The sequence below is a fragment of the Nocardia alni genome (assembly GCF_019038435.1).
Taxonomy (GTDB): Bacteria; Actinomycetota; Actinomycetes; order Mycobacteriales; family Mycobacteriaceae; genus Nocardia; species Nocardia alni.
Genome location: NZ_JAGPOX010000009.1, coordinates 70,927 through 95,995, shown reverse-complemented (window position 1 = coordinate 95,995; position 25,069 = coordinate 70,927). Strand labels below are relative to the sequence as shown.

The window sequence follows — 25,069 nt, the reverse complement described above, 5'->3', positions numbered from 1 at the left end:
TATCAGGCCTTTCCTGTCATTGCCGCTGCCGGATCATCGCGGCCGCGCCGAGTGTGGCGATGGAGGTGCTGCCCTCGGTCAGGCCGGCATCCCAGTGCACGATCGCCCGCCCATCGTCGCGCAGCCGCACATCGGTGATATCGACTGTCCCGGCCAGCCGCGCACCGGCACGGGCGGGAGCGCGGAGCGTGAAATCGGTGAAACCCAGACCGGCGATGATGGCCGTGCGCCCGAGAAACGAACGATACTGAAGGACCTGCAGTATCGCCATCACGTGAACGCCGCTGGCGACGAGGCCGCCGAAGGGCGACCGAAGCGCGGCATCCGGATCGGTATGGAAGGGGAACGGGTCCCACTGGCGGGCGAAGTCCATGACGGAATCGGCCGACAGCTCCCATTCACCCAGATCGATTCGCCGCAGGTCACAGAAGTCCTGTGCGTAGAGCAGCGTTTCCGTCATCCGCGTTCCTTCTCGTGGCGCCGCCGCATGGGCGCGCCGTCTCCGCCGTGCCCGCCAACTATTTTGATTCTACCTGTCTCATAACTAGCCGACAAGTAACCGAATAGCAAGTGCGAGCTTCCGGGGTGGCCGTTGCGCGACGCACCTCCTCGATCTATTCTGACACTACTCGTATCAAAATATCCCGGGCGCCCGATCCGTCGATCGGATGCGCGATCCCGGCCCGTCTCGCATGGCACCAACGCAAAGGAGCAGTGGTGACACTCACCGACCAGACCCGAGAGCTGGTGGCGCGCTTTTCCGGCGCGCGCGCAGCCAACGATGTCGCCGCGGTCGCCGCTTTACTCGATGAGGAAGCGGAATGGCATGCGCCGCAGAGCATCCGGCCGCGTCCGATCCGCGGTCGCGACCGCGTCGCACGAGCGCTCACCGGCGCCTCCACCGGCGCGGTCCTGCGCGCCGAGTCCATCGAGCGCGAGGTCACCTCGACCCTCGTCGACGGCGAAACCGCCGTCGTGCGCCAGCTCATGACCGCGACCCGCATCGACGGCGAGCCCTACCGCAATGACTACTGCTGGATCTACACCTTCCGCGACGGCTTGCTCGTCCGCCTCGACGAGTACGGCGACACCCTGCTGATCGCGAGGGCGGGATTCGTTCCGCTGCAGGCGGATCCGGCCGTCACCACCCGTTCGTAACCGAGTAGACGAAAGTTCACCGATGCCCCCTGCACGTTCCGCCCAGCCCGCGTGGTTCGACGCCGAGTCGACCCGCCTGATCGGAAAGGCCTGCGCCCGTTGCGGTTCGCTGTTCTTTCCACCGACCGTGGAATACTGCCGCAACCCGCGTTGCGGCAGCGCCGAACTCCAACCCCAGCCGCTGGCCCACCGGGGCACGGTGTGGTCGTGGACGCGTAACCACTATCGGCCACCGGCGCCCTACGTCTCGACCGATCCGTTCGAGCCGTATGTGGTGCTCGCCGTCGAACTCGAACACGGCGGTCTCACCGTCCTGGGCCAGCTCAGCCCGCTCAGCGCGCCGGTCGAGGTGGGCGACGCGGTGACCCTGTGCACCGAGCAACTGCTCGAGGACGAGGACGGCATCCAGCTCGTGTGGCGATGGACGCGCGAGGTTTCCGAGCAGACGGGAGTCACGGCATGAGCGGGGTGACCGTACTCGGTGTCGGCATGCACCCGTGGGGCAAGTTCGGCAAATCGTTCCTGGACTACGGCCGGGTGGCCGCCCGCGCGGCGCTGGCCGACGCCGGGGTCGAATGGTCCGATATCCAGCTCGTCGCGGGCGCGAACACCTGGCGCGGCGGCTATCCCGGACTGGTCAGCGCGGCGGCGTTCGCACAGGATCTCGGATTCCACGGCACCCGCCTGAGCAGTTCGTTCGCGGCGTGCGCCTCGGGTGCGCAGGCGATCGAATCGGCCCGCGCGCACATCCTCGCGGGCCTGTGCGACGTCGCCCTGGTCGTCGGCGCCGACGTGACGCCGAAGGGCTTCTTCGGACCGTTCGGCGGGGGCGACGAGAGCGATCCCGACTGGCTGCGCTTCCGGCTGCTCGGCGCGACCAACCCGACGTACTTCGGCCTGTACGCGCAGCGCCGCATCTCGTGCTACGGCGCGGACCAGCGCGACTTCGCCCAGGTGAAGGCGAAGAACAGCCGGGCGGGCTCGCTCAATCCCAACGCGCGCTTCACCAAGGTGGTGACCGTCGAGGAGGTGCTCGCGAGCCCGTATGTCTCCGAGCCGCTGCATCTGCTGGACGTGTGCGCGACCAGCGACGGCGCGGCGGCCGTCGTCCTGGCCAGCGAGGAGTTCGCGCGCCGCGCCGCCGGTGGCGAACGGCCGCGGGTCCGCATCGCTGGATTGTCCACCACCTCCCCCACCTTCCCCAACGACATCATCGAGATGCCGAACTTCGCCACCGACTCGACGGCGGCCGTCGCCCCGCCCGAGGAGGGGTTCAAGACCGCGCTGGCCTCGGCCGCATACACCGAAAGCGGTATGGGCCCGGGCGATCTCGACCTCGCCGAGGTGTACGACCTGTCCACCGCACTGGAACTGGACTGGTACGAGCACCTGGGCCTGTGCGCGCCGGGCGAGGCCGAAAAGCTGTTGCGCGACGGTGTCACCGAACTCGGCGGCCGCCTCCCGGTCAACGCCAGCGGCGGCCTGGCGAGTTTCGGCGAAGCCGTTCCGGCGCAGGCGATCGCGCAGGTGGTCGAGCTGACCACGCAGTTGCGCGGAGAGGCCGGCGCCCGGCAGGTGGCCGGTGCGCGGGTCGGGATGTCGATCAATCAGGGCCTGTTCGGCCACGGTTCGGCGGTCATCGTCACCACCTGACGAATCGCCAACTCTCACAGCACGCTTCGAGCAAGGACCTTGATTGTGACCACCAACACCGACACTCGTGCCTTCATGGACGAGGTCACCAAGGCGCACAACGACAACGCCGCGCGCGTGACCGAATTCCACGAGATCCCACCGACATACGACGCACTCACCACCGAATGGCTGACCGCGGTGCTGTGCCGGAACACCCCGCGCGCCGCCGTGACCGGATTCGATCTGGGGCCGCGCGACGACGGATCGTCCAACCGCCGCCGCGTCACCGTGACCTACAACGAGGCGGGCACGCGCGCCGGACTGCCGGCCAGCATCTTCTGCAAGGCCGCCGAAAAACTCGAAAACCGGGTCATCCTGGGCATTCTCGACGTCGCCCGGGCCGAGGCGGAGTTCTACCGCAACGTGCGGCACAAGCTGGATATCGAGGTGCCGAAGACCTGGTACGCGGGTTTCGATCCCACGAGCTACGCGTATCTGATCGTGATGGAGGATCTCGGCGAGACCGCGCGATTCCCCGACGAGCGCACCACCCTCACCCGGGCGCAGGCCGAGGATATGGTGGGCCTGCTGGCCGGTCTGCACTCCCGTTTCTACGCCAGCCCGGATTTGGGCGGACCGGAGCTGCCGTTCAAGACCTGGCCGGACTTCTGGACCACCCTCACCTCCACTCCCGGCTTCCCCGAGGCGTGCGACGCCGGTTTCGTCAAGGCGCAGCCGGTGCTGTCGGACCGCCTGTTCGCCCGCCGTGCCGAAATCTGGCCCGCCACACAGAAATCGGTGGACCGCCACGCGGAATTGCCGCAGACGCTCCTGCACAGCGACGTCCATTTCCGAAACTGGTACATCCGTGACGACGGCCGAATGGGGCTGACGGACTGGCAGATCGCGACCATCGGCCACTGGAGCCGGGACTTCGTCTACGCGATGACGACCGCGCTCACCGTCGAACAACGCCGCGAATGGCTGCCGGATCTGCTGCATCACTATCTGGACCTGATGACGCACAAGGGCGTCGCCGGCCTGTCCTTCGACGAGGCGATGCTGAACATCCGCCAGCAGCTGTTCACTTCGCTCGCCTTCTGGACCATCACCCTCGTCCCCACCGACGATATGGCTCCCATGCAACGGGAAGAACTGACCTTCGAAATGCTGCGCCGGATCGGCGCGGCCATCGATGACTACGACGCGCTCGACGCGTTCTGAACAGGCATCTCATGATCGAGACCCCCGACGCCCTGCGCGATATCGAAGCCATCGAAGACCTCAAGGCACGGTACTTCCGCTTCATCGACACGAAAGACTGGGATTCGTTCGCGACCGTGCTGACCGAGGACGTCGTGTTCGACGTCCGCGGCGGAACGGCGGCGACCGAGCCCGGGGCGACGTACTCCGAGCCCCCGGTCACCGGCCGGGCCGAGACGGTGGAATTCCTCCGCACCAGCCTGACCGGCCTGGTCAGCGTGCATCAGGGATATCTGCCCGAAATCGCACTGACCGGCCCCGACGAGGCCACCGGCACGTGGGCGATGGCCGACGTGCTGCGCGCCGGCGCCGGCGCACCGTTCCGCACGGCGCGTGGTTACGGCCACTACCACGAGACCTACCGCCGTGTCGACGGCGTCTGGCTCATCGCGACCCTGCGACTGACCCGGTTGCTGGTCGACATCGAATGATCCGGAACTCGCGCTGGACACCCGCTCCTCACTCCATCGACAGAACAGTCTCGCTATGAACACACCTGTTTCCGACGTCGTCACCGAACACGTCGACCTCGCCGAACTCGAGCGCATCGTCACCGTGCAGCGCGCGGCCCACCACCGCGACGGCGACCCGAGCGCCGAGATCCGCCGCGACCGCATCAACCGCCTGATGCTCGCGATCCTCGAGGTCGCCGACGACCTCGCCACCGCACTCGCCCAGGACTACGGCGCCCGCCCCACCGGCCTGTCGAAGCTGTTCGACGTGCTGGCCTGGGTCAACGACGCCAAGGACACCCGGGAGCGCCTCGAGGAATGGATGCGGCCGGTCCACCTCGACGGCCCGGTCCCGGCGTTCATCCAGCAGAAACCCAAGGGCGTCGTCGGGGTCATGGGCGCCTGGAACTTTCCGGTCACGCTCACCGTGCAACCGGCGCTGCCCGCGCTCGCCGCGGGCAACCGGGTGATCCTGAAATTCCCCGAGACCCACCCGCGGACCGGAAAGATCTTCGCCGACGCGGTGGGCCGCCACTTCGACGAATCCGAACTGGCCGTGGTGGTGGGCGATCTGGCCACCGCGCAGGCCTTCTCCGCCCTTCCCCTGGATCACCTGCTGGTGACCGGATCACCCGCCGCGGGCCGCGCGATCGCCGCCGCGGCCGGGCGCAACCTGGTCCCGCTGACGCTGGAACTGGGCGGCAAGAACCCCGTCGTGCTCGGACGCGACGCCGACATCGCCGTCGCCGCGCACCGCATCGCGCTGGGCCGGATGATGAACGGCGGGCAGATCTGCCTGTGCCCCGATTACGTCTTCGTGCCGCGGGAGCGGCTCGAGGTGTTCCTGACCGCGCTGCAAGGCGCGTTCCGGGAGATCTTCCCGACCTATCTGGACAACGCCGGCGCGGTGAGCATGGTCAACGACCGCAACTACGACCGAGTGATCGGCCTCATCGACGACGCGGTCGCCAAGGGCGCCACCAAGATCTCCGTGACCGCCGAGCACGAGAACGACCTGCTCCCGGCGCGGGAGTCCCGGTTGATCCCGCCCACCATCCTCCTGGACGTACCCGACGAGGCCGCGGTGTCCCGGGAGGAAATCTTCGGGCCGGTGATCGCCGTGTATTCCTACTCCGACGTGCGCGAGGCGGTCAGTCACATCACCAGCCGCCCCTCGCCGCTGGGCGCCTACTGGTTCGGCGCCGAGAACGGCGACTACAGCTATCTCCTGGCATACACTAATTCGGGAGGTGTCACACGCAACGACGTCTTCGCTCACCAGGTGGTTCCGGGCGCGCCCTTCGGCGGTGTCGGCGGCTCCGGATACGGTGCGTACCACGGAAAGTTCGGATTCGACGAGTTCACGCACCGGCGTACCGTGGCCACCGTGGACGGTGATCGAAGCTTCGCCGACGGCGCGGTGGGCGCTGGCGTGGCCGACGCCGAGGTCGAAGCTGGCTTCGATCAAGCTATCGCCGCAGAGCTCGCTGCGGTCCGGAAACTGCTCGAATGACGAGAAAGGAAACGATATGCCGGACAACTCAGTGAAAACCATGCGCGCGTGGCTGTTCGACGCCGTCGACCAGCCGCTGCGCAGCGCCGTCGTCGACCGACCGACGCCGGGCCCCGGCGAGGTTCTGGTCAGCGTCCGGGCCTCGGGCCTGTGCCACAGCGACGTCGGCTTCATGGACGGCACCTTGACCCATATCCTGCCCGGACTGCCGATGATCCTCGGCCACGAGGCCGCGGGCGACATCGTGGAGATCGGCCCCGGCGTGAGCGGTTGGGAGGTCGGGGACCGGGTGGTATCGGCCATCTCGTCCGACGACTCTCCCGGCGTGACCCGTGACGGCGCCTACGCCGAGTACATGATCGTGACGGCGACCCGCCTGGTTCGCATACTCGACGGCATCAGCTATGAGCAGGCGGCAGCGGCGACCGATGCGGGCGTGACCTCGTACAACGGCATCGTCAACTCCGGCGGTGTACGAGCCGGCATGACCGTCGGCGTGATCGGGCTGGGCGGCCTCGGCCTCACCGGTGCGCGCATCGGCGTCATCAAGGGCGCGAAGGTGATCGGCATCGAGCCCAAACGCGATGTCTGGGACGCGGCACGGGAGCGCGGCCTGACCGAGATCGTCGCCGATATCTCCGAACTGGAGGGTCGCGAACTGGATCTGGTCGTCGACTACGCCGGCTTCTCCACCACGACAGCGGGCGCGCTGAAGGCGGTGCGCAAGGGCGGCAGGGTCGTCCTGGTCGGACTCGGCAAGCCCGAGGTGACCTTCGCCGCGCACGACCTGGTCTCCAACTACGTGACGCTCGTCGGCTCGACTCCTCCCGGCGACCCCGCCGATGTCGCCGCGGTGCTGGAGATGATCGCCTCGGGCGACCTGGTGATCGCCGCGCGCACGGTCGGCTTCGACGACATCCCCGAGGGGCTGAGCGAACTGGCCGCGGGCCGGGTTTCCGGCCGCTTGGTGGCAGCGCTGCCAGCGGCCTGATGCAACTCCGCACGGCGACGCTGTCGAGGTGATCGGCCTCGGCGGCGTCGCCGTCCGCAATTGCACGCGGTATATTTATAAGATAGCTTGTCTCATAACTATTGCGAGGTGAATGACGTGGATCTGAACGAGTCCCGGTCCGATCACGAGTTCCGGATGGAGGCTCGTGACTGGCTGCTGGCCAACCGGCCCGCGCAGCCGCTGCCCTCGCCGGATACCGAGCGCGGCTTCGCGATCAACCGGGAGTGGGAACGCACCCTGTTCGAGGGCGGGTGGGCGGCGGTGTCCTGGCCGGTCGAGTACGGCGGACGCGGCCTGAGCCTCTGGGAGTGGATGATCTTCGAGGAGGAGTACTTCGCGGCCGGTCTGGGCCCGCGCGCGGCACAGAACGGCATGTTCCTGCTGGCGCCGTCGCTGTTCGAATTCGGCACGCCCGAGCAGCGGGACGCGCTGCTGCCGCGCATCGCGGGCGTCGAGGACATGTGGGCGCAGGGCTGGTCGGAGCCGGAGGCGGGCAGCGACCTGGCCGGGGTCCGGGTCCGCGGTGAGCGCGACGACGCGGCCGGCGGCTGGCGCGTCAACGGCCAGAAAACGTGGAGCACGCGCGCGCCGTTCTGCGACCGGCTCTTCGCGCTGGTCCGCACCGACCCCGACTCGACCCGGCACCACGGCCTGTCGTATCTGCTGATCGACCTGCGCGCGCCGGGCGTCACCGTGCGGCCGGTGCGCAAGCTCGGGAACGAGACGGGTTTCGGCGAGATCTTCTTCGACGACGTGTTCGTCCCCGACGCCGACGTGCTCGGCGGCGCCGGAAACGGCTGGCGGGTCGCGATGGCGACGACCGGCTCCGAACGGGGGCTCATCCTGCGGTCCCCCGGGCGGTTCATGGCCGCCGCCGACCGGCTCGCCCAGCTCTACGAACGCTCGGATCACCCCTCCCCCATGGCCAAACGCGATGTCGTCGACGCGTGGATCGCGGCGCAGGCCTACCGCTACGGCTCGATGAAGACCATGACCCGCATCGCCGACGGCGGTCAGATCGGCTCGGAGTCCAGCGGCAACAAGATCTTCTGGTCCGAGATGGACGTGCACATGCACGAGACCGCACTGGATCTGCTCGGTGACGACGCCGAGATCGACGGGCCCTGGTGGCACGGCTTCATCACCTCGATGGCGACCCCGATCTTCGCGGGCACCAACGAGATTCAGCGCAACATCGTGGCCGAACGAGTACTGGGAATGCCGAGGAGATAAGCAATGCGATTCGCACCGACCGACGAACAACTGGCGTTCGCCGAGGCCACCCGGGGCTTCCTCGCCCGGGCCGCGACCCCGCAGGTGGTCCGCGAGGCATGGTCGACGCACGGCATACCCCGTGATCTGTGGAACGGACTCACCGACCTCGGGCTGCTCACCATGCTGGCCCCCGAGGAACTGGGCGGGGCGGGCAGCGAACTGGAGCTGACCGGCGCACTCGAACAGGTCGGGCGCGCCGCCGCGCCCGGCCCGATCGTCGAGCACGCCGCAGTGGCCATCCCGCTGCTGAGTGCCTTCGCTCCGGAGCTGCTGCGCGGCAATGATTTTCTCCGCGAGCCGATCACCGTGTCGCGATCGGACGTGATGCCCTACATCGGCGCGCGTCACGCGCTGCTGCTGCGGGGCGACGCGATCCTCCGGGTGGACCTGGGCGAGCGGACCCCGCTGGAATCCCTCGACGACTCCCGTGCGGTGGCGCGACTGGATGCGGATACGCTGGCCGCGGCCGTGCCGGTCGCCGACGGGCACGACGTCGCCGCGGCGATTCGGCTGGCGGCCGACCGAGCGGCGCTCGGAACCGCGGCTGTGCTGCTGGGGTTGTCGGCCAGGGCGACGGAGATGACCGTCGAATACACCGGGAACAGAACCCAATTCGGCGCCCCGATCGGCAGTTTTCAAGCGGTCAAGCATCATCTGGCCAACGCCCATGTCGCCGTCGAAATGGCGCGCCCGCTCACCGAGGCCGCCGCATGGGCGTTGTCGGCCGATGACGCCGGCGCGTCCACGCTGTGCTCGATGGCGAAGGTCACCGCCAACAAGGCGGCCCGCACCGCCGCCAAGGCGGCACTGCAATGCCATGGCGCCATCGGCTACACGATGGAGGCCGATCTGCACCTGTACCTGATGCGGATCTGGAGCCTGCTCAACGCGTGGGGCACCACCGACGAGCACCGCGAACGGGTCTACGCGTCCTGGCATGCACCGGCCACTGCGCTGGCGGCGGTCTGAGATGAGCGACACTGCTGAGATGAGCAACTCTGTGGATACCCCCCTGGCCGTCGAGCGTGACGGCGACATCGAGACCTGGACGCTGAATTCGCCCGAGACACGCAACGCGATCTCCGGCGACGAGATCGTCGGCGCGCTGGTCGAGGCGGCCGACCGGGCGAACCGCGACCGGACGGTCCGGGCCGTGGTACTCACCGGCGCCGGAACGGCGTTCTCGGCCGGCGGCAATGTGAAGGATATGGCCTCCGGCGCCGGACTTTTCGGCGGCGCGTCGCACCAGCAGCGGACCGGATACCGGGACGGCATCCAGCGCATCCCCCGCGCGTTGTACGCCTGCGAGGTGCCGCTCGTGGCGGCGGTGAACGGTCCCGCCGTCGGGGCCGGATGCGATCTGGCGATGATGTGCGACCTGCGCATCGCCTCGTCCAACGCCTTTTTCGCGGAGAGTTTCGTGAAGCTCGGCATCATTCCGGGTGACGGCGGCGCCTGGTTCCTGCCCCGGGTGATCGGCCCGGCCCGCGCCGCGGAGATGGCGCTGACCGGCGACCGGGTCGACGCGGCCACCGCCCTGGACTGGGGAATGGTGTCACGCGTCGTGGAACCGGACCAATTGCTCGACGAGGCACTGGCTTTGGCGCGGCGAATCGCGGTGAACCCGCCCGTCGCGGTGCGGATGGCGAAAAAGCTGCTGCGCGAGGCACAACACCAGAGCCTCGATCAACTGCTCGAGATGTCCGCGGCCATGCAGGCGATCGCGCACCACACCGCCGATCATCGAGAAGCCGTGAACGCCTTCATGGAACGACGGACAGGGAATTACTCGGGTGACTGAGCACGAGAAGACGGGCGGGCCGCTGGCCGGACTGCGCGTCGTCGAACTGGCCGGGATCGGGCCTGTCCCGCACGCGGCGATGATGCTCGGCGATCTCGGCGCGGACGTCGTGCACGTCGGCCGCACGCGCGGTGGTGGGCCCGATCTCAGCGGTGGACGTCCCGATCCCCTGCTGCGCAATCGCCGACTCGTCCGCGTCGACCTGAAGGACGCCGCCGACCTCGAACTCGTCCGCACGCTCGTGACGCACGCCGATGTACTCATCGAAGGGTTGCGGCCCGGCGCCACCGAGCGCCTGGGCCTCGGCCCGCAGGAGTGCACGGCGCTCAACCCGCGCCTGATCTACGCGCGCATGACCGGCTGGGGCCAGACGGGGCCCCTCGCCTCGCGAGCGGGCCACGATATCAACTACATCGCCCTGACCGGCATCCTGGATGCCGTCGGCCGAGCCGGCCAACCGCCCACGGTGCCCCTCAACCTGGTCGGCGACTTCGGTGGCGGATCGATGTTTCTGCTGGTCGGCATCCTGGCCGCGGTGTACGAACGCGCCGCGTCCGGGCGCGGGCAGGTCATCGATGCCGCGATGGTCGACGGCGCTTCCACGTTGGCTCAATTACTCTGGGCCCTACGGGGTTTCGGCGCATGGTCACCGCAACGCGGCGCCAACCTGCTCGACGGCGGTGCGCCCTACTATGACACCTACCGATGCGCCGACGACAAGTACGTCGCGGTCGGGGCGATCGAACCGCAGTTCTTCGCCGCACTGGTGGCGGGATTGGGGTTGCGGCTCGATGAGCTTCCCGCACAGGACGATCGCGAGAACTGGCCGAGCCTGCGCGAGATCTTCACCGAGACCTTCGGCGCCCGCACCCGGGGGGAATGGACGACGATCTTCGAGTCCACCGACGCCTGCGTCTCCCCGGTGCTGACGTTCGACGAGGTCGCCGGCGATTCGTATCTGCGCCGCCGGGGCACCGTGATCGGCGGCGCCGCGGACACTCGCGCCGCACCGGCGCCCCGCTTCTCGCGCACTCCGGCGGGCGAATTCACCCCGCCCCGAACCAGCGACCAACGCGAGGAGATCCTCGCGGACTGGGCCTGATAGTCGAATATCTCTCGGCACCAAACATATCGGCCGGTTACTCGACCCTGTAGGTCGCGCAACCGGCCGATCGCGTTCGGCACGCTTCGCTAAGGATGCGCAGGTGTCAGCACCCCCGTCACGGCGAAATCCACGCCGCCGACGGAGAACTTCCGCTCGCGCACAAGCTGGTCCGGCAGTTCCAGCTCGACTCCGACGATGCCCTCGGCGTTGCGATCGGGGGCCGGTGTGAAGCGGATTTCCTGTCCGGCGTCGGCGATCTCGACGACGAATTCACCCGCGCCGACGTCGCGCGGCTCGGATTCGAGAACACGTCCCCACTTCTCGGCACTGTCGCGCGGTTCGACGGCCCGCACTTCCAACCGGGTGATACCGCCGGCGGGATGCTCGGGCACCCGACCGGACCACGCCGGACCGCCCCAGCGCCACGACCCGTACGGCTCCGCCCAGTCGAACGAGACCATCGCGCCCGGAACATCCTTGGGGTGCAACATATTCGCGCCCTGATCGAACAACTTCAGTTCGGCGATCACGCGAACGCCGAGCTCGTCCAGACGAGTGAGGGCGGCGGCGTTGTCGCGGACCTGGAAGACGGCCATGTACCCGGCGTCGCCGCCGTGCTTCTCGGCGTACCGGCGGACCGGGCCGTCGTCGTAGGGGGTGCAGATCTCCAGGAACGAGTTGCCGAGTGCGAATACGGCGTTGTGCGTGGCGAATTGGTTCGCCAGATCGTCGTTGAAGGGCTCCGGCAGCCGCAAGGCCCGGTGGACGATGTCGACACTCTTGTCCAGATCCGCCGTCACCACGGCCACGTGCCGCAGCCGAATTCCGTTGCTCACAGCCGAATCCCCCGATCGCTCGAGGCATCCGCGATCGGCGCCTCGCCCCGGCTGCCCACCACGTCCTGCCAGCGCAGGCTGGGGTCCACGAGTTCCTCCGCGGCGCGAATGCCCGAATAGTGAAAGTTGTTGCCCAGGCCCAGGGGAGTCTCGCCGCGTTCGTTGCGACGGGCCGCCTCCAGCATGAGCCGGCGCATCCGGATGATCGCGAGATCGGAGGTGCCCAGATGCTCCCGGGTCCGGTCGTAGATCGGGCCCATGCTCTCCTGCACGCCGAGATCCTCGGTCTGATTACCGGTCAAACCGCTGAAGCTGAACGCGTCACCGTGTTTCGCGCGGCTCATGGCGTCCCGGTCCTGCCGCCACATGTTCCCGGTGTGGAAGTCCATGTGGAAGTCCCGGTCCATCTCGCCCACGCCGGACCACTCCAGGATCTTCGCGCGGTAGTCCTCCGGGATGGGTTCGCCGTCCACTCGCGCGTGCGCGAAGTAGAAGACGGTGTTGTGGTCGTCCACCGGCACGAACGCCTGCGCGAACCGCCAGCCCTTCGGCGCGGAGAACAGGGCCCAGTTCGGCGCGACGAACTGGGTCGTGCGCACATAGTTCACCGGTTTGCCGTCCGATACGGCACTGCGCAGCGCGGCGTACTGGAAGCCGTACGGCAGATTCTCGATCTCCAGGGTGGGCGCCCCGTCGCTGAGCGTCATGTTCTGCAGGCCGCCACCGCCGGTGTACTCGCCGCCCGATACCAGCCGGCGCATCAGGTCGTTGTGCAGGAAGTTGGCGTGCGCCGCGTCGATCGCGCCCTCGAGCGCCTGCGCCCAGTTGCACCGCTGGGCCACCCGGATCGTGTAGATCTCCTCCGGCGCCCGCGTGGTCCACTCGAAGAGCGGGAAATCCGGCTCGGCGGACACGTCGCCGAAATAGGCCCAGATGAGCCCGCCCGCCTCGCGGGACGGGTAGGCGATCTGGCGGATCTTGTCCTTGAAGGTGCTGTTACCCGGCTCGGACGGCGTCTCGATCACCTTGCCGTGCCGGTCCACGCGCCAGCCGTGATACAGGCACTGCAGCGCGCAGTTCTCGTTGCGCGCCAACGCCAGCGAGGCGCCCCGGTGCGGGCAGTACTCGTCCAGCACTCCGACCTCGCCGTTGGAGTCCCGGAACACAACGTAATTGCCACCGAGAATGCGCACCCGCCGTGGGGCGCCGTCGCTTTCGACATCGGCGGACATGAGCACCGGCATCCAGTACCGGCGCATCAGATCGCCCATCGGAGCGCCGGATTCGACGCGCGTGAGCAACTCGTTGTCTGCGGTATTGAGCATGAAAGTTCCTCTCACCCGCGCGGCATCGGCGCCGCTACGGTCTGGTCGTGCGGGTCGGCACTCGGTCCTGATGGTCCGACCAGTACGGATTCCAGGTCGGCCAGGCCTGTGGCAACGTGGGCGCGAACCGTCGCTGCGCGTCGTCCCAGTGGGGCCATTCGACGAACCCGGCCTGCTGCGGCGTATGCCGCACGTCGTGGGTCGCCAGGTACGCCGGGCGGCGCGAGGCGATCAGCCACCGGCCGTCCACGCGGCGATATCTGTCGAAATAGACCATCAACTGGATCACCCAGTTGTCGCCGTCCTCGTGTTCCACCCGGCAGTAAACCGTCCCGCTCGCGGTGTCGCCATCCTCGATATCGACGACATGCCCGCAGACCTGGTGCATACTGCGGTAGAAGTTGGTCAGGGCCTTACCGAAGAATTCCCGAAGTTGCTGCGGCCCATGGATATTACTGCGCTGGCCGAATTCCACATCGGGTGCGAACAGACCGATCAACGTATCGAGGTCGCGCGCGTCGACGGACCGCGCGTAGCGTAGGGCGAGTTGCGTTATCGCAATATGGGCCTCGACCCGCTCCAGCCGTTCCAGATCCGGCATATCCATCAGAACTCCACCGGAAGCGTTGTGCGCCCACGCAATTCGAAGCTGGTATTCCACCGCGCCCCGCCGGCGCGGCGCAGGGCCGGGAACCTGCTCACCAGCGTGGCGAACGCGATCTCCGTCTCCAGGCGGGCGAGCGAGGCGCCGATGCAGACGTGGATTCCGATGCCGAAGGCCAAGTGCCGGTTGGGATCCCGGTCGATCACGAACTCGTCCGGGTCGAGGAACTGCCGCGGATCGCGGTTGGCCGCGGGAAGGACCGGTATCACCGATTCGCCCGCGCGCACCATCCGTCCGCCGAGCATCACGTCGCTGATCGCGGTGCGGCCGGTGAACTGCACAGGTCCGGCGAACCGCAGACATTCCCGCACCACCGCCGGGGCGAGCTCCGGATCCTCGCGCAGCCGGCGCAGGTCCTCGGGCCGGTCCAGTAGGACATCCAGACCGTTGCCGATCAGGTTCACGGTGGTGATGTGCCCGGCCTCCATCATGAGATGGATGGTGTCGAGGATTTCCGCCTCGGTCAGACCGTCCTCGCGCTCGGAGGCCAGCAGCGCGCTGATCAGATCCTCGCCGGGGCGCCGCCGCTTGTCGGCCACCACCGCCTCGACGAAGGTGCGCAGTTCGGCGCCGTGCGCCTCGGTGCGGGCGAGCACCTCGGGATCCGCGTCCGGGTCGTGCGCGGGGCTGCCGCGGTCGGCGAGCGCGAACCGCATGAATTGCTCCTGGTCCGCTTCCGGCACGCCCAGCAGCTCCGCGATGGCGTACACCGGCAGTCCGTACGCATAGTCGGCGATGACGTCCATACCGCCTCGGGCCGCGGCATGATCGAGCAGCCGATCGGCGATGGTCCGCACACGCTCACGCAAGCGCCGGACGCCGCCGGGGCCGAAGGCCGCCGCCGAGCCACGTCGCAGCCGGGTGTGTTCCGGCGGCTCCGTCGTCACCATCGTCGCTCCCTTGAACGCCTGATAGCGCTTGCCGTCGGCGGGACGAGATGTCATGTGCGGCTTGGTGATGTTGTACTGCGCGCAGGAGAAGTGCCGCTGGTCGCGCAGCACCTGGGCCACGTCGTCGTACCTCGTGGCGAACCACAGACCGCGGCGCTCGTTCCAGTGCATCGGCTCGAGTTCGCGCATTCTGGCGTAGACGGCGTGCGGATCCGCGAGGTGCGCGGGATCCCAGGGATCGAAATCCGCGCCGAGCGCGCCGGCCGTCGTCGTCGATGTCTCGGCCATTACAAATGCACCGATCCGCGGCCGACCCGACTATCCGCCACGATCCTGATCCCCAGAATCTGTAACGGCATTCCCACGCGCGTCTCGAATTTCTTGGCCTCGGACACCGTCGCCAAATCGTCCGGGCTGACCGCGATCTGCTGAATATCCAGACCCGCGTCGCGGGCCGCGGCGATCGCCGTGCGGGCATTGTCGAGCAGGACCGCGAGCGAGGGGGCCGAGGGCTGGTCATCCATGTCTTCTACCTCCCACAGCACTGCCTTTCTGTCAAAAATACTATCTCTACGTGCATGTATTTACAAGACTTCGAGTCGCAAATTAGCGTAGTCGGTATAACCGACGCGAAGATCGCCGTCGGGTGTCGTGTAGTAGGTCGACCGATCGGGCCGACTCAGCGAGGCGTCGATCCGGAATCTCTCGGGCAGGTCCGGATTGGCGATGAACATCGACCCGAAGCTCACCGCATCCGCTCCCCCGGATTTCACCAGTTCGTCCGCCGAATCGCGATCGAATCCACCGTTGGCCACCACCACCCCGGCGAAATTCCGCCGTATCAGTGCGACCGGATCGAATTCCCGGACCGAATGCCTGCCCCGGTAGTCCGACACCTCGATGAACGCGATCCCGCAGGCGCTCAGCCGCTGTGCCACAGAGGCGTACAAATCCTGCGGAGCGTCGTCGTACACATCGTTGAAATTGAACGCCGGCGAGAGTTTCACCCCGACACGGTCCGCGCCCACCGCCTCCGACGCCCGCTCGACACAGTCCATCAGGAACCGCGAGCGATTCTCCAGCGATCCGCCGTACCGGTCCGTCCGGTGATTGGTCGAGGAGGACAGGAACTGCATCGGCAGATACCCACCGGCGCCGTGGATCTCGACTCCGTCGAAACCCGCCCGGACGGCCCGGACGGTCGCGTCGACGAAGTGCCCGATCTCGCGTTCCACCCCGGCCGCGTCGAGCGCTTCCGGTGTGGGATAGGGCCGGTCGTGCCGGGGGCACCGCACGGCGTACCCGCGGAAGTCCGGATCGGGGCGAATCGCCGAGGGGGCGACCGGAGTCGCCGCGCCCGAGAGCAATTCGGGGAAGCTCACCCGCCCGGCGTGCATGAGCTGGGCGAAGATCCGCCCGCCCGCCTCGTGCACCGCGTCGACGACGGGAATCCAACCACGCTCGTGCGCATCGGAATACAGCGCGGGCTGGTTGAGCTCGCTTCTGCCCAGCGGGGACGGATTCACGCCTTCGGTGATCAGCACGCCCGCTGTAGCGCGTTGCGCGTAGTACTCCGCCATGATCGCGGTCGGAATCTGATCGAGGTCGGCACGGCAGCGGGTGCACGGCGCCATGAAGATCCGATTGGGCGCGTCCACCTTTCCGACACGCAGTGGCTGGTAAAGGTCTGTCATACTTCGCCTTTCAGGAAGCCGATGATCTCTGCGGTGGCCGCGTCGGCGGCCTCGAGCATCGGATAATGGCCGCAGCCCGGCAGCCGGACCAGGGTGGATCGCCGCAACTGCCGGTTCACCCACTGCGCGCCACGCGCGGAGAGCACCGGATCGTCCTGGCCGTTCAGTTGCAGCACCGGCATGCCGACCCGGGCCAGGTCGGCGGTCTGGTCGGTCTCCAACAGCGAGCGATAGCAGGCGATCCCGGCCCAGGACGGTGTTTGCAGCGTCATCGGCAACAGCCAGTCGAACAGGTCACCCGGCGGCGGCGCCACGAAGGATCCCGCCAGATTGGCCCGCCGGGAGGCGATCAGATCGCGCTGCTCCGCCGCGACCAGTCCCGGCAGCAGGTCGCCCGCGGGGACACCGAACGGGAATGTCTCGGTGCGACCGGCGCCGACGGCGTTCGAGGCGACCAGCACGAGCCGCTCGACGCGGTCCGGGGACCGCACGGCCGCGCGGAACGCGACCTGAGCCGCGAAGGAGTGGCCAACCAGGGCCGCGGCCCGGATGTCCAGTGCGGCCAGGACTTCCAGGATGTCGTCGGCCAGGCGCGGGACGTCGTATCCGGTCAGCGGCCGGTCCGAGGCGCCGTGCCCGCGCTGGTCGACGCAGACCACACGGAATCCGGCGGCCGTGAGCGCACGGACCTGCTGGTCCCAGATCCGGTGGTCCAGAAACATTCCGGGGACCAGGACCACCGCCGGTCCGTCACCCAGATCCTGTACGGCGAGTTCCACCCCCTCGCCGACCGCGATCCGCTTCACGAGACCACTCCTCTGATCCGAGAACTACTGGGCTGGTCGATCATTCAGAACACCCCCGCGTCCTGGACGACCTTCTGCTGGGCCGGGGTCATGCAGATCGGCTCGGTGCCCTGCGATACGAACGCGCCGTGCCGCAGGGTGACGTCGAAGCGGCACGGGATGAAGGCCGCCTTCCCCTTGGTGAAGGTCAGCGGCGGCGCGATACCGTCCAGGGTTTCACCCGACAGGTCGTACAGGCCCGCGGTCACATTCGCGGCCGTGGAGTTCGCCGTGATCTTGCCCGCCGCGGCGGCGGCCTCGAAGAGCTTGCCACCGGCCCACATCCAGAACAGCGGGTACGAGAACTGCTGGCTGTTACGCAGTCCCGGCAGGTACTTGTCGACGGCGTCGAGATACGTCCGCACGCCCGGGATGGACTCGTCGGCATTGTTGGCATCGACCGACGTCACCGTCGCGCCCTCGAGATTCGGGTCGGCGAGCCACTGCACCGACGCCGAGCCGGTCTGGCCGAGTATCCGGGGCGTGAAACCCTGTGCGGCACAACTATCCACGATGCGCTGGGCGACCGGCGCGGTGTTGACCACGATCATGCCGTCGACTCCGCTGTTCTTGAAGTCCAGGCAGACCGCGTTGTAATCCGGTGCGGTGGCCGACACCTTGGCGGACTCGAATCCCAGGCCGAGCGACGCCGCGTACTTGCTCGCCGGCGTCTCGATATTCGCGCAGACCGGCGATTCGGCGCAGTAGAGGAATCCGACCTTCTTCGTGCCAAGTTGCTTGCCCACCACGAACGAGGAGTACAGCTCGATGGCCAGCGACCCGCCGACCGGGAAGAAGGACTTCTTGGTGGCGAAGGGCGGGAACACCGGCTCCCCGCCGACCACCGGAATCCCCTTCTTGTCCACGTAGTCCGCCCAAGCGCCGTCGACGACGCTGCCGTCGCCGACGATCGCGACCACCTTCCGCTTCTCGACCAGCTCCTTGGCCGCCTGCAGTCCCTTGGCCGGATCGGCGGCGTCGTCCTCGACGTAGAGCTTGACCTTGACGCCGTTGATCCCGCCCTCCGCGTTGACGCTCTTCTCCCACGCGTGCATCACATCGGCGGAGCGGCCCAGCGCGGAGGCCATCGACCCGGAGCAGCTGCAGATCATGCCGACACGGATCACCCCGCGATCCACGCCGGTCGAGCCGCAGGCCGTCAGCGCGGCGGCCAGCACCAGCGCCAGCACAGCGGCGATGATGTGCTTGTAGATCTTCATCGTTGTTCTCCTGAGATGATGATGTCGGCGGGACCGTCGGCGTCCGGCTCGACGTGCAGATAGCGCCGGACCAGTTCGTCCTCGTCCAGCTGGGCGGGACTGCCCGAGAAGCTGATCGCGCCGCGATCGAGCAGATAGACATGGTCGGCCAGCTCCAGCGCCTTCCCGATGTACTGCTCGACCAGCAGCAACGCCGCCCCGGTGCGGGCCAGCGCGTGCAGCGCCTCGAAGATCTGATCGACGACGATGGGCGCCAGGCCCATCGAAACCTCGTCCAGCAGAACCACATCCGGCTTCCCGGTGAAACACCGGGACAGCGCGAGCATCTGCTGCTGACCACCGGACAGATCACCGGCCCGGTGGCCCAGGCGCCCGCGCAGCGCCGGGAATACCGTCAGCGCCTTCTCGATGCTGTCCCGGGCGCTACCTTGTGGGCCGAGCAGCACGATGTTCTCGCGAACCGTCAGGTTCGGGAAGACCCCGCGGCCCTCCGGAACCAGGCACAGCCCCCGGTGCGACCGCTGGTATGGGGTCCGGGCGGTGACGTCGGCGCCGCCGAGCCGAATCCGTCCCGCGGACGGGCGGATCAGGCCCGCCGCGGTCTTCAGCACGGTGGTCTTGCCGGCGCCGTTGGCGCCCAGCAGCGCGACGACCTTACCCGGCGGGACGGCCAGATCCACGTCGCGCAGCACGGTTGTCGTCCCATAACCGGCGGTGACTCCGGTGAGTTCCAGTGCGAGGCCGCTCATCACGCCACCGTCGTTTCGATAGGCGTGGCGATGTGCGACGACACAGCCTCGACCGCTTCGGATCCGAGATACGCCGCCCGGACTTCCGGTGCGCGCATCGCCTCCTGAGCGGTCCCGGCGAACAGTGGCCGCCCGAAGTCCAGGACGTAGACCTGCTCACAGATCTCGGTGACCAGCGACATGTCGTGCTCGACGAGAAGTATGCCGATACCGCGTTCGCTCACCAGCTCTCGCAGGATCCGGCCGAAGCGCGCGGTCTCGGACCGGTCCAGTCCCGAGGACGGCTCGTCGAGCAGCAGGATGCGGAAATCCCCTGCGACGCAACGTGCCAGCTCGACCAGCCGCCGCTGTCCGGTGGACAGCGACCGCACCGGCGTCGCCGCCAGATCGGTGAGATCGCACAGCCGCAGGGCCTCGTCCGTGCGCGCCCGCACGACGGCGTTCTGCCCGGGCCGGGCGAACAGGTGACTCAGCGGATTGCCACCGGCCAGCGACGATTCGTAGCCGATCGCCACATTGTCCCGGACCGTCAGCGATTCCAGCAGTTGCACCTTCTGGAATGTGCGTCCCAGCCCGAGCCGTGCCCGTGCGGACGGGCGTCGACGGGAAATGTCCTTGCCGTCCAGCAGAACTCGCCCGCGGCTGGGCCGCACCAGGCCGGAGCAGGCGTTGAAGGTGGTGGTCTTGCCCGCCCCGTTCGGCCCGATCAGGCCGGTGATCTGTCCGGTCGGCGCCCGGAAGGCGAGTCCGTCGACCGCCACCTGCCCGCCGTAGCGGACCTGGAGGTCTTCGATAGACAGCACCGCGGGCCGTGCCTCCCGCGCGGGAGTCGAGACCGGCTGCCGCACAACCGTCTTCCGGAACGGCCGGCGCAACGGTACCCGGCCGAAGGTGGCGTCGAGGAAGCCGGTGAGGGCGGCCGGGGCCGTGGACGAGCCCGGCAGGACGGCGATCAGGATGGCGCACAGACCGAACAGCAGTTGCAGCACGATGCTGACGTCCCCGCCGGGCAGATAGGAGGGAATGAGTATCAGACCGGCCCCGGCCAGCAGCGCGTTCCACGGCAGCCTGCCCGGATTGATCATGATCAGGGCGAAGTAGGTCAGCGACAGGATCGGCGAGTAGGCGCTCGAGGAGACCGTCGTCATCGCCACCGCGACCAGCGCGCCGCCGACCGCCGCCAGGAACGACGCGACACAGAACACGATGACGCGGGTGACCTCGGCGGAGGCGCCGCTGGTCGCCAGGGCCGTCGGCGAATCCGCCATGGCCTCGAGCAACCGGCCCAGCCGCCCGCGACCCAGGGCGATGACGACACCCGCGATGACCACGACGATGACCAGCGTGAGGTAGTAGAAACCGCTGTCGCTGTTCACATCGATCCAGGACCACTGCGGCCGTGCCTCGTCCAGGCCGAGCATATTGGTGCCGAACATGTAGGGCTGGGTGTAGAACATGTACTGCAACAGCAGCCCGAAGCCGAGTGTCGCCAGCGCGAGATACAGACCGCTCAACCGCCCGGCCGGAATCGCCAGCAGCGCACCGACCGGCACGGCGATCAGGCCCGCGATCAGCAGCGAGACCAGCCATGGCACACCGGCATTCGAGCTCAGATGCGCGAAGGAGGCGGCGCCGATCGCCATGAAGCTCACATGGCACAGCGAGACCTGCCCGGAGGTGCGCACCAGCAGGCCGAGGGACAGGAATACCACGACCGTCGCCACGGCCGCCGTCCAGTCCGTGAGGTGTAGGCCCGCGAAGGCCGGTACCAGTACCAGCACGATCAGGATCACCGCGCCCCCGCAAAGTTGTAGTGCCGCAGGCGCTTTCCATGCCGCGCGGATGCGCGGCACGGTAAACGACGCGATCGTCGTGAAGCGCTTCGGATAGACCAGGATGACGACGAACAGCACGATGAACGACAGCGCCGGGGGCACCCCCGCGAGCAGTCCGCTGGTGAACCACTTCGTGCACAGGGAGGCGAGCACGCCGATGCCCAGCCCGCCCGCGAAGGTCAGCGGCAGCTTGGTGAACGCGCCCACGGCCGCGGCGCCGAAGGCCGCGACGACCAGCAGCGTCAGATTCTCCGGGTCCAGCGCCATCAGTGGCGCGAACAGCACACCGCACGCGCAGATGAAGACGCCGCCGATGATCCACGCCGCGCGGCGGGTGGCCACCGGGCTGGTCCCGGCGGTGTTCAGCAGATCCGGATCATCGACCACCGCGCGCATCGCGATACCGCGGCGGGCGAATCGGAAGTACAGCGACAGGGCGGCGGTGGCGACCAGGGCGAGCACGAACGTGACGACGCTGGACCACTGCACCCGCAGACCCGCGAGCTGAAAACCCCCGGACCCCAGGAAGGATGGGACCGTGCGCAGGGTATCGGTGCCGTAGATCAGGCGCGCGGCGGCCTCGATGGCCAGCAGGACACCGACGGTCGCCGCGATCTGCAACGCGAGGCTGGATCCCTGCACGCGGCGCGCGAGCAGTTCCATCAGCGTGCCGAGCAGCGGCCCGACCACCAGCACGATGATCGCGGCCGCCGCCGGCCAGGGCAGCCCGAGCTGTACGTGCAGGGTGTAGAAGCCGTACGCCGCGACGGTCGCGAGCGCGCCGTGGGCGAAGTTGAAGACGCCGGAGGTCTTGAAGGTCAGGACCAGGCCGACACCGGCCAGTCCGTAGACGGCGCCGGTGGTCAACCCCGCGACGATGAAGGGCAGCAGTTCCATAGCGGATCAGTACTTTCGAATGCGGCCCCGCTCGATGCGAGACCTTCTCGGACAGCGGAATTCAGAGATCCAGGATCAGTCGTCCACCCGCTGCCCGGCTGACGCAGATCATCATCGTGTCGCACGCTGCCCGCTCCTCCTGCGACAGCAGCGAATCGCGGTGGTCGGGGGTACCGCCGAGAACACGCGTCTCGCACGTTCCGCAGAAACCCTCCTCGCACGAGGACGCGACGCCGGGCAGGACCTGGCGCACCACCTCGAGGATCGAGGTGTCCTCGGCGACCGCGAGGACCTGCCCGGTCCGGCGCAGCTCGACCTCGAACGCGGCCACCGTCGCCGCCGGGGAAGAATCGGTTGCGGCGCTGAACCTTTCGATGTTCAGGTCGGCGCGGCGTCCCTGCGCATCGGTCTCCGATTCGACCGCACGAAGCAGCCCCTCGGGACCGCACGCGTAGATCAGCCCGTTCGGCGCCGCCGCGATCGCCCCGGCCAGATCGGGTAGTCCCCGTTCGTCCTCGGGCACGATCTCGACGTGATCCGGGCCGAGGGCGGCCAGTCTCTCGCGAAACGCCATCGACGCGCGGCTGCGCCCGCCGTAGACCAGCCGCCAGGGAATCGACCGGCGTTGGGCCGCAACGATCATGGGCAGAATCGGAGTGATGCCCACACCGCCGGCGATGAACAGATACGACGACGCGGGCCGCAACGCGAAATGGTTACGCGGGGCTCGGACGGTGAGTTCGGCGCCCTGCCCGATCGCGTCGTGCAGTTCTGCCGATCCCCCGCGCGAGTTCGGCTCACGCAGCACGGCGATCCGATATCCGCTGTGGTCCTCGGGATCTCCGCACAGGGAGTAGTGCCGCACCAGGCCCGAGGGCAGCACGATCTCCAGGTGCGCGCCCGGCTCCCAGTCCGCAAGCCGTTGGCCCGCAAGACCGGTGAGGCGCAGTGAGCGCACACCGTCGGATTCGTCGCGGACCTCGTCGACCCGCAGACGATCGCTGGTCGCGCTCGCCGCGCCGTCGCGCACCGCGGCGTCGCCGAGCACCCCGGTCATCGTCGGTCTCCCGCCCAGGTGATGACCTCGTCCGCCGACACTCGCGCGGTCCGGAAACCGTTGGCCGCGTGCTCCTCGTCCGGATAGCCGAACGAGATGCCGAGCAGGATCAGCCGATCCTGCGGGATGTCGAACCACTCCCGCAGGAACGGCGCCTGACTGGCCATCGCCGCCTGCGGAACCGTTGCCACACCGCGACTTCCGGCGGCGAGCAGAAAGCTCTGCACGAACAGTCCGCAGTCGACCGCACCGTAGACGCCGAGGCTGCGATCGGTGGTCAGCACCGCCACGTGCGGCGCGCCGAACAGGGCGAAGTTCTCCAGCAGCTGACGATGCGAGGCGGCCCGATCGTGCTTGGGCACACCGATACTCTCGTAGAGCTGCCGACCGCATTCGCGCCGTCGATCCCGGTAGGCCCCCTCATAGGCTGCCGGGAACGGCAGGTCCGGCGCGTCCACGAGGTCGGTCTCGGCGCTGCGGTAGAGCGCCTTACGCAGACGTTCGGTCTCCTCGCCGTCGGTGACGATCAGCTGCCAGGGCTGCGTATTGCACCACGACGGCGCGTGCGTCGCGTCGGCGACGATCTCGCGGATCACCTCCCGCCCCACTGGATCCGGGCGAAACGCGCGGCAGCTGTACCGCTGCCGCAGCAGCGTCGCGAGAACATCGGTCGACGTGGTGGTATTCGAGTCCATGGGCACTCCCGGATTGCTGTGGATTTCGGCCGTGCGCATTACCGAACGCCGGGCCGATGAAGGGGCTCGCCGCGGCCGAACACCGCATCGTGGTCCTCGACCGCGGTCACGTACCGCTCACTGATCGCCCGGGTCCGCTCGACCGGTTGCATCACGGTGGGCGTCATCGTCCAGATCAGGCCGTGCACGAGGTGGCGCACGTATTCGGGCCAGGCGTCGTCGAAGTCGATGCGCGGGCCGCCGGCCGAGGCCAGCTCGGCGAGATAGTGACGCAGCAGATCCTGTTCGCGGTCACGCCGGTCGGCCACGCTCAGCGCTCCCGAGACGAAGTAGGCGACGTCGTCGGACCAGGGGCCCAGGCAGAACGTCTGCCAGTCCACGAAGCCCAGATCGTCGCCGGGGCGCACGAAGGTGTTGCCCGCGTGCGCGTCACCGTGCTGGAAGCAGTGCGTCATCGCGTCGTCGGCGACCCACATCGACTTGAACGCCCGGTAGAGCAGGGCCGGGTCCTGGAGCCGCGGCGGATATCGCGGCGCGTCGTCGCTGGCGAAATAGTCGTTCCAGTAGTCCTCGCGGAAGAACATCTTGGCGGCCTGCCGAGTGATGCTGCCCACCGCGACGCCCGGCAGGTCACCGGCCTTCGCACCCCACGTCGCGGCGTGCCAGGCGGCCTGCTTGCCCAGCCCCGAGGCCACCTGGTCGACGGTCAGCGCCTCACCCGCGTCGACGAATCGAACACCTTGCGCGGCAAGGTCTTCCAGAATGATCAGGCCGTGCCGGCCGCTCACGTCGACGGCGGCGTAGTAGCTGCGCGGGGCCGAGGTGTCGAACAGCCGGCACAGTTCGCCGTAGAACCTCGCCTCGTGGGTGTGAATCGCGTCGTCGGCAACCCGGTCCAGCCGCCGATCCAGACCTGCCTTCACGCACAACCGCCGCGGCGGCGTGTCCGCGACACCCGAGTAGCTCGCCTCCAGCAGCACCTTGGTCGCCGCACCCCAGACGATCCCGGTGATGTCGAGCTCCTCGACCACGATCCCCGGGCATCGGGTGCGCAGCGCCCCGGTCAGCCACTCGGCGGTGAGCTCTTCCGGCGAGCGTGGCAGCGAAGCGGTCACATCCAGCATGAGGCACGAACTCCTAGGCGGTCT

At 68.2% G+C, this 25,069-nt stretch carries 25 protein-coding genes; 11 read left to right on the top strand and 14 right to left on the bottom strand.

From position 1 onward, the window contains the following. Positions 1–16: 16 nt before the first annotated feature. Positions 17–460, bottom strand: a complete 444-nt coding sequence (locus tag JZ791_RS06065; protein WP_216893172.1) for a MaoC/PaaZ C-terminal domain-containing protein — start codon at positions 458–460, stop codon at positions 17–19. 257 nt (positions 461–717) lie between these two features. Here JZ791_RS06065 and JZ791_RS06060 point away from each other — a divergent pair, with 257 nt between their 5' ends. The 11 genes from JZ791_RS06060 to JZ791_RS06010 all read left to right on the top strand — a co-directional run bounded on the left by JZ791_RS06060 (position 718) and on the right by JZ791_RS06010 (position 11,211). After that, positions 718–1,158, top strand: coding sequence for a nuclear transport factor 2 family protein (locus tag JZ791_RS06060; RefSeq protein WP_216893171.1), 441 nt, complete (start codon positions 718–720; stop codon positions 1,156–1,158). A 22-nt stretch (positions 1,159–1,180) separates the two neighbouring features. Further along, a complete protein-coding gene (locus tag JZ791_RS06055; protein ID WP_216893170.1) occupies positions 1,181–1,621 on the top strand; it encodes a Zn-ribbon domain-containing OB-fold protein in 441 nt (146 codons plus the stop codon). Beyond that, on the top strand, positions 1,618–2,811 hold the full coding sequence (locus tag JZ791_RS06050) for a lipid-transfer protein (RefSeq protein WP_216893169.1): 1,194 nt from the start codon (positions 1,618–1,620) through the stop codon (positions 2,809–2,811). Before JZ791_RS06055 ends, JZ791_RS06050 begins: the two co-directional genes overlap by 4 nt. 45 nt (positions 2,812–2,856) lie before the next feature. Continuing rightward, positions 2,857–4,017 carry an aminoglycoside phosphotransferase family protein gene (locus JZ791_RS06045; protein ID WP_216893168.1) on the top strand — a complete coding sequence of 387 codons (1,161 nt, stop codon included), beginning with the start codon at positions 2,857–2,859 and terminating at the stop codon, positions 4,015–4,017. 11 nt (positions 4,018–4,028) lie between these two features. After that, positions 4,029–4,487 carry a nuclear transport factor 2 family protein gene (locus JZ791_RS06040; protein ID WP_216893167.1) on the top strand — a complete coding sequence of 153 codons (459 nt, stop codon included), beginning with the start codon at positions 4,029–4,031 and terminating at the stop codon, positions 4,485–4,487. Positions 4,488–4,542: 55 nt separating this feature from the next. Next, positions 4,543–6,021, top strand: coding sequence for an aldehyde dehydrogenase family protein (locus JZ791_RS06035; RefSeq protein ID WP_216893166.1), 1,479 nt, complete (start codon positions 4,543–4,545; stop codon positions 6,019–6,021). A gap of 16 nt (positions 6,022–6,037) precedes the next feature. Then, positions 6,038–7,012: an alcohol dehydrogenase catalytic domain-containing protein gene (locus JZ791_RS06030; RefSeq protein WP_216893165.1), complete on the top strand. Its 975-nt coding sequence runs from the start codon at positions 6,038–6,040 to the stop codon at positions 7,010–7,012. Positions 7,013–7,129: 117 nt separating this feature from the next. Beyond that, entirely contained in the window at positions 7,130–8,266 is a 1,137-nt protein-coding gene (locus tag JZ791_RS06025) for an acyl-CoA dehydrogenase family protein (protein WP_308162797.1), read from the top strand. A 3-nt stretch (positions 8,267–8,269) separates the two neighbouring features. Continuing rightward, complete coding sequence (locus JZ791_RS06020; RefSeq protein ID WP_216893164.1) at positions 8,270–9,277, top strand: acyl-CoA dehydrogenase family protein; 1,008 nt, start codon at positions 8,270–8,272, stop codon at positions 9,275–9,277. Positions 9,278–9,296: 19 nt separating this feature from the next. Next, positions 9,297–10,109, top strand: a complete 813-nt coding sequence (locus tag JZ791_RS06015) for a crotonase/enoyl-CoA hydratase family protein (protein WP_216893163.1) — start codon at positions 9,297–9,299, stop codon at positions 10,107–10,109. Then, a complete protein-coding gene (locus tag JZ791_RS06010) occupies positions 10,102–11,211 on the top strand; it encodes a CaiB/BaiF CoA transferase family protein (RefSeq protein ID WP_216893162.1) in 1,110 nt (369 codons plus the stop codon). Before JZ791_RS06015 ends, JZ791_RS06010 begins: the two co-directional genes overlap by 8 nt. 89 nt (positions 11,212–11,300) lie before the next feature. Here the strand turns inward: JZ791_RS06010 and JZ791_RS06005 are convergent, their stop codons facing one another. From JZ791_RS06005 to JZ791_RS05945, 13 genes are all read right to left on the bottom strand, one after another. After that, on the bottom strand, positions 11,301–12,050 hold the full coding sequence (locus JZ791_RS06005) for a VOC family protein (protein ID WP_216893161.1): 750 nt from the start codon (positions 12,048–12,050) through the stop codon (positions 11,301–11,303). Beyond that, positions 12,047–13,375, bottom strand: a complete 1,329-nt coding sequence (locus tag JZ791_RS06000) for a Rieske 2Fe-2S domain-containing protein (protein WP_216893160.1) — start codon at positions 13,373–13,375, stop codon at positions 12,047–12,049. The genes JZ791_RS06005 and JZ791_RS06000 overlap by 4 nt, the downstream gene beginning before the upstream one ends. A gap of 34 nt (positions 13,376–13,409) precedes the next feature. Next, on the bottom strand, positions 13,410–13,982 hold the full coding sequence (locus JZ791_RS05995) for a nuclear transport factor 2 family protein (RefSeq protein WP_216893159.1): 573 nt from the start codon (positions 13,980–13,982) through the stop codon (positions 13,410–13,412). Then, positions 13,982–15,217, bottom strand: a complete 1,236-nt coding sequence (locus JZ791_RS05990) for a cytochrome P450 (RefSeq protein WP_216893158.1) — start codon at positions 15,215–15,217, stop codon at positions 13,982–13,984. Before JZ791_RS05990 ends, JZ791_RS05995 begins: the two co-directional genes overlap by 1 nt. Then, positions 15,217–15,453, bottom strand: a complete 237-nt coding sequence (locus JZ791_RS05985; protein WP_216893157.1) for a FliH/SctL family protein — start codon at positions 15,451–15,453, stop codon at positions 15,217–15,219. The genes JZ791_RS05990 and JZ791_RS05985 overlap by 1 nt, the downstream gene beginning before the upstream one ends. A gap of 60 nt (positions 15,454–15,513) precedes the next feature. After that, on the bottom strand, positions 15,514–16,623 hold the full coding sequence (locus JZ791_RS05980) for an alkene reductase (protein WP_216893156.1): 1,110 nt from the start codon (positions 16,621–16,623) through the stop codon (positions 15,514–15,516). Next, entirely contained in the window at positions 16,620–17,429 is an 810-nt protein-coding gene (locus JZ791_RS05975; RefSeq protein ID WP_216893155.1) for an alpha/beta fold hydrolase, read from the bottom strand. The genes JZ791_RS05980 and JZ791_RS05975 overlap by 4 nt, the downstream gene beginning before the upstream one ends. A gap of 44 nt (positions 17,430–17,473) precedes the next feature. Continuing rightward, positions 17,474–18,688 (bottom strand): ABC transporter substrate-binding protein, encoded by a 1,215-nt coding sequence (locus tag JZ791_RS05970; RefSeq protein WP_216893154.1) that lies wholly within the window; start codon positions 18,686–18,688, stop codon positions 17,474–17,476. Next, entirely contained in the window at positions 18,685–19,437 is a 753-nt protein-coding gene (locus JZ791_RS05965) for an ABC transporter ATP-binding protein (protein ID WP_216893153.1), read from the bottom strand. Before JZ791_RS05965 ends, JZ791_RS05970 begins: the two co-directional genes overlap by 4 nt. Beyond that, positions 19,437–22,169, bottom strand: a complete 2,733-nt coding sequence (locus JZ791_RS05960) for a branched-chain amino acid ABC transporter permease/ATP-binding protein (RefSeq protein WP_216893152.1) — start codon at positions 22,167–22,169, stop codon at positions 19,437–19,439. The genes JZ791_RS05965 and JZ791_RS05960 overlap by 1 nt, the downstream gene beginning before the upstream one ends. Before the next feature lie 61 nt (positions 22,170–22,230). Then, entirely contained in the window at positions 22,231–23,226 is a 996-nt protein-coding gene (locus tag JZ791_RS05955; RefSeq protein WP_216893151.1) for a PDR/VanB family oxidoreductase, read from the bottom strand. After that, entirely contained in the window at positions 23,223–23,921 is a 699-nt protein-coding gene (locus JZ791_RS05950) for a nitroreductase (RefSeq protein WP_216893150.1), read from the bottom strand. The genes JZ791_RS05955 and JZ791_RS05950 overlap by 4 nt, the downstream gene beginning before the upstream one ends. 38 nt (positions 23,922–23,959) lie before the next feature. Continuing rightward, positions 23,960–25,045 (bottom strand): phosphotransferase, encoded by a 1,086-nt coding sequence (locus JZ791_RS05945; protein WP_216893149.1) that lies wholly within the window; start codon positions 25,043–25,045, stop codon positions 23,960–23,962. Positions 25,046–25,069 lie beyond the last annotated feature (24 nt).

Excerpts from the sequence above, each read along its gene's own strand:
- JZ791_RS05945 (WP_216893149.1), bottom strand. The coding sequence starts at position 25,045 with ATGCTGGATGTGACCGCTTCGCTGCCACGCTCGCCGGAAGAGCTCACC.
- JZ791_RS05980 (WP_216893156.1), bottom strand. The coding sequence starts at position 16,623 with ATGACAGACCTTTACCAGCCACTGCGTGTCGGAAAGGTGGACGCGCCC.
- JZ791_RS05970 (WP_216893154.1), bottom strand. The coding sequence starts at position 18,688 with ATGAAGATCTACAAGCACATCATCGCCGCTGTGCTGGCGCTGGTGCTG.
- JZ791_RS06015 (WP_216893163.1), top strand. The coding sequence starts at position 9,297 with ATGAGCAACTCTGTGGATACCCCCCTGGCCGTCGAGCGTGACGGCGAC.
- JZ791_RS06030 (WP_216893165.1), top strand. The coding sequence starts at position 6,038 with ATGCCGGACAACTCAGTGAAAACCATGCGCGCGTGGCTGTTCGACGCC.
- JZ791_RS05960 (WP_216893152.1), bottom strand. The coding sequence starts at position 22,169 with ATGGAACTGCTGCCCTTCATCGTCGCGGGGTTGACCACCGGCGCCGTC.
- JZ791_RS05950 (WP_216893150.1), bottom strand. The coding sequence starts at position 23,921 with ATGGACTCGAATACCACCACGTCGACCGATGTTCTCGCGACGCTGCTG.
- JZ791_RS05985 (WP_216893157.1), bottom strand. The coding sequence starts at position 15,453 with ATGGATGACCAGCCCTCGGCCCCCTCGCTCGCGGTCCTGCTCGACAAT.
- JZ791_RS05965 (WP_216893153.1), bottom strand. The coding sequence starts at position 19,437 with ATGAGCGGCCTCGCACTGGAACTCACCGGAGTCACCGCCGGTTATGGG.
- JZ791_RS05990 (WP_216893158.1), bottom strand. The coding sequence starts at position 15,217 with ATGGCCGAGACATCGACGACGACGGCCGGCGCGCTCGGCGCGGATTTC.
- JZ791_RS06050 (WP_216893169.1), top strand. The coding sequence starts at position 1,618 with ATGAGCGGGGTGACCGTACTCGGTGTCGGCATGCACCCGTGGGGCAAG.
- JZ791_RS05995 (WP_216893159.1), bottom strand. The coding sequence starts at position 13,982 with ATGGATATGCCGGATCTGGAACGGCTGGAGCGGGTCGAGGCCCATATT.
- JZ791_RS06000 (WP_216893160.1), bottom strand. The coding sequence starts at position 13,375 with ATGCTCAATACCGCAGACAACGAGTTGCTCACGCGCGTCGAATCCGGC.
- JZ791_RS06055 (WP_216893170.1), top strand. The coding sequence starts at position 1,181 with ATGCCCCCTGCACGTTCCGCCCAGCCCGCGTGGTTCGACGCCGAGTCG.
- JZ791_RS05955 (WP_216893151.1), bottom strand. The coding sequence starts at position 23,226 with ATGACCGGGGTGCTCGGCGACGCCGCGGTGCGCGACGGCGCGGCGAGC.
- JZ791_RS06020 (WP_216893164.1), top strand. The coding sequence starts at position 8,270 with ATGCGATTCGCACCGACCGACGAACAACTGGCGTTCGCCGAGGCCACC.
- JZ791_RS06040 (WP_216893167.1), top strand. The coding sequence starts at position 4,029 with ATGATCGAGACCCCCGACGCCCTGCGCGATATCGAAGCCATCGAAGAC.
- JZ791_RS06065 (WP_216893172.1), bottom strand. The coding sequence starts at position 460 with ATGACGGAAACGCTGCTCTACGCACAGGACTTCTGTGACCTGCGGCGA.
- JZ791_RS06035 (WP_216893166.1), top strand. The coding sequence starts at position 4,543 with ATGAACACACCTGTTTCCGACGTCGTCACCGAACACGTCGACCTCGCC.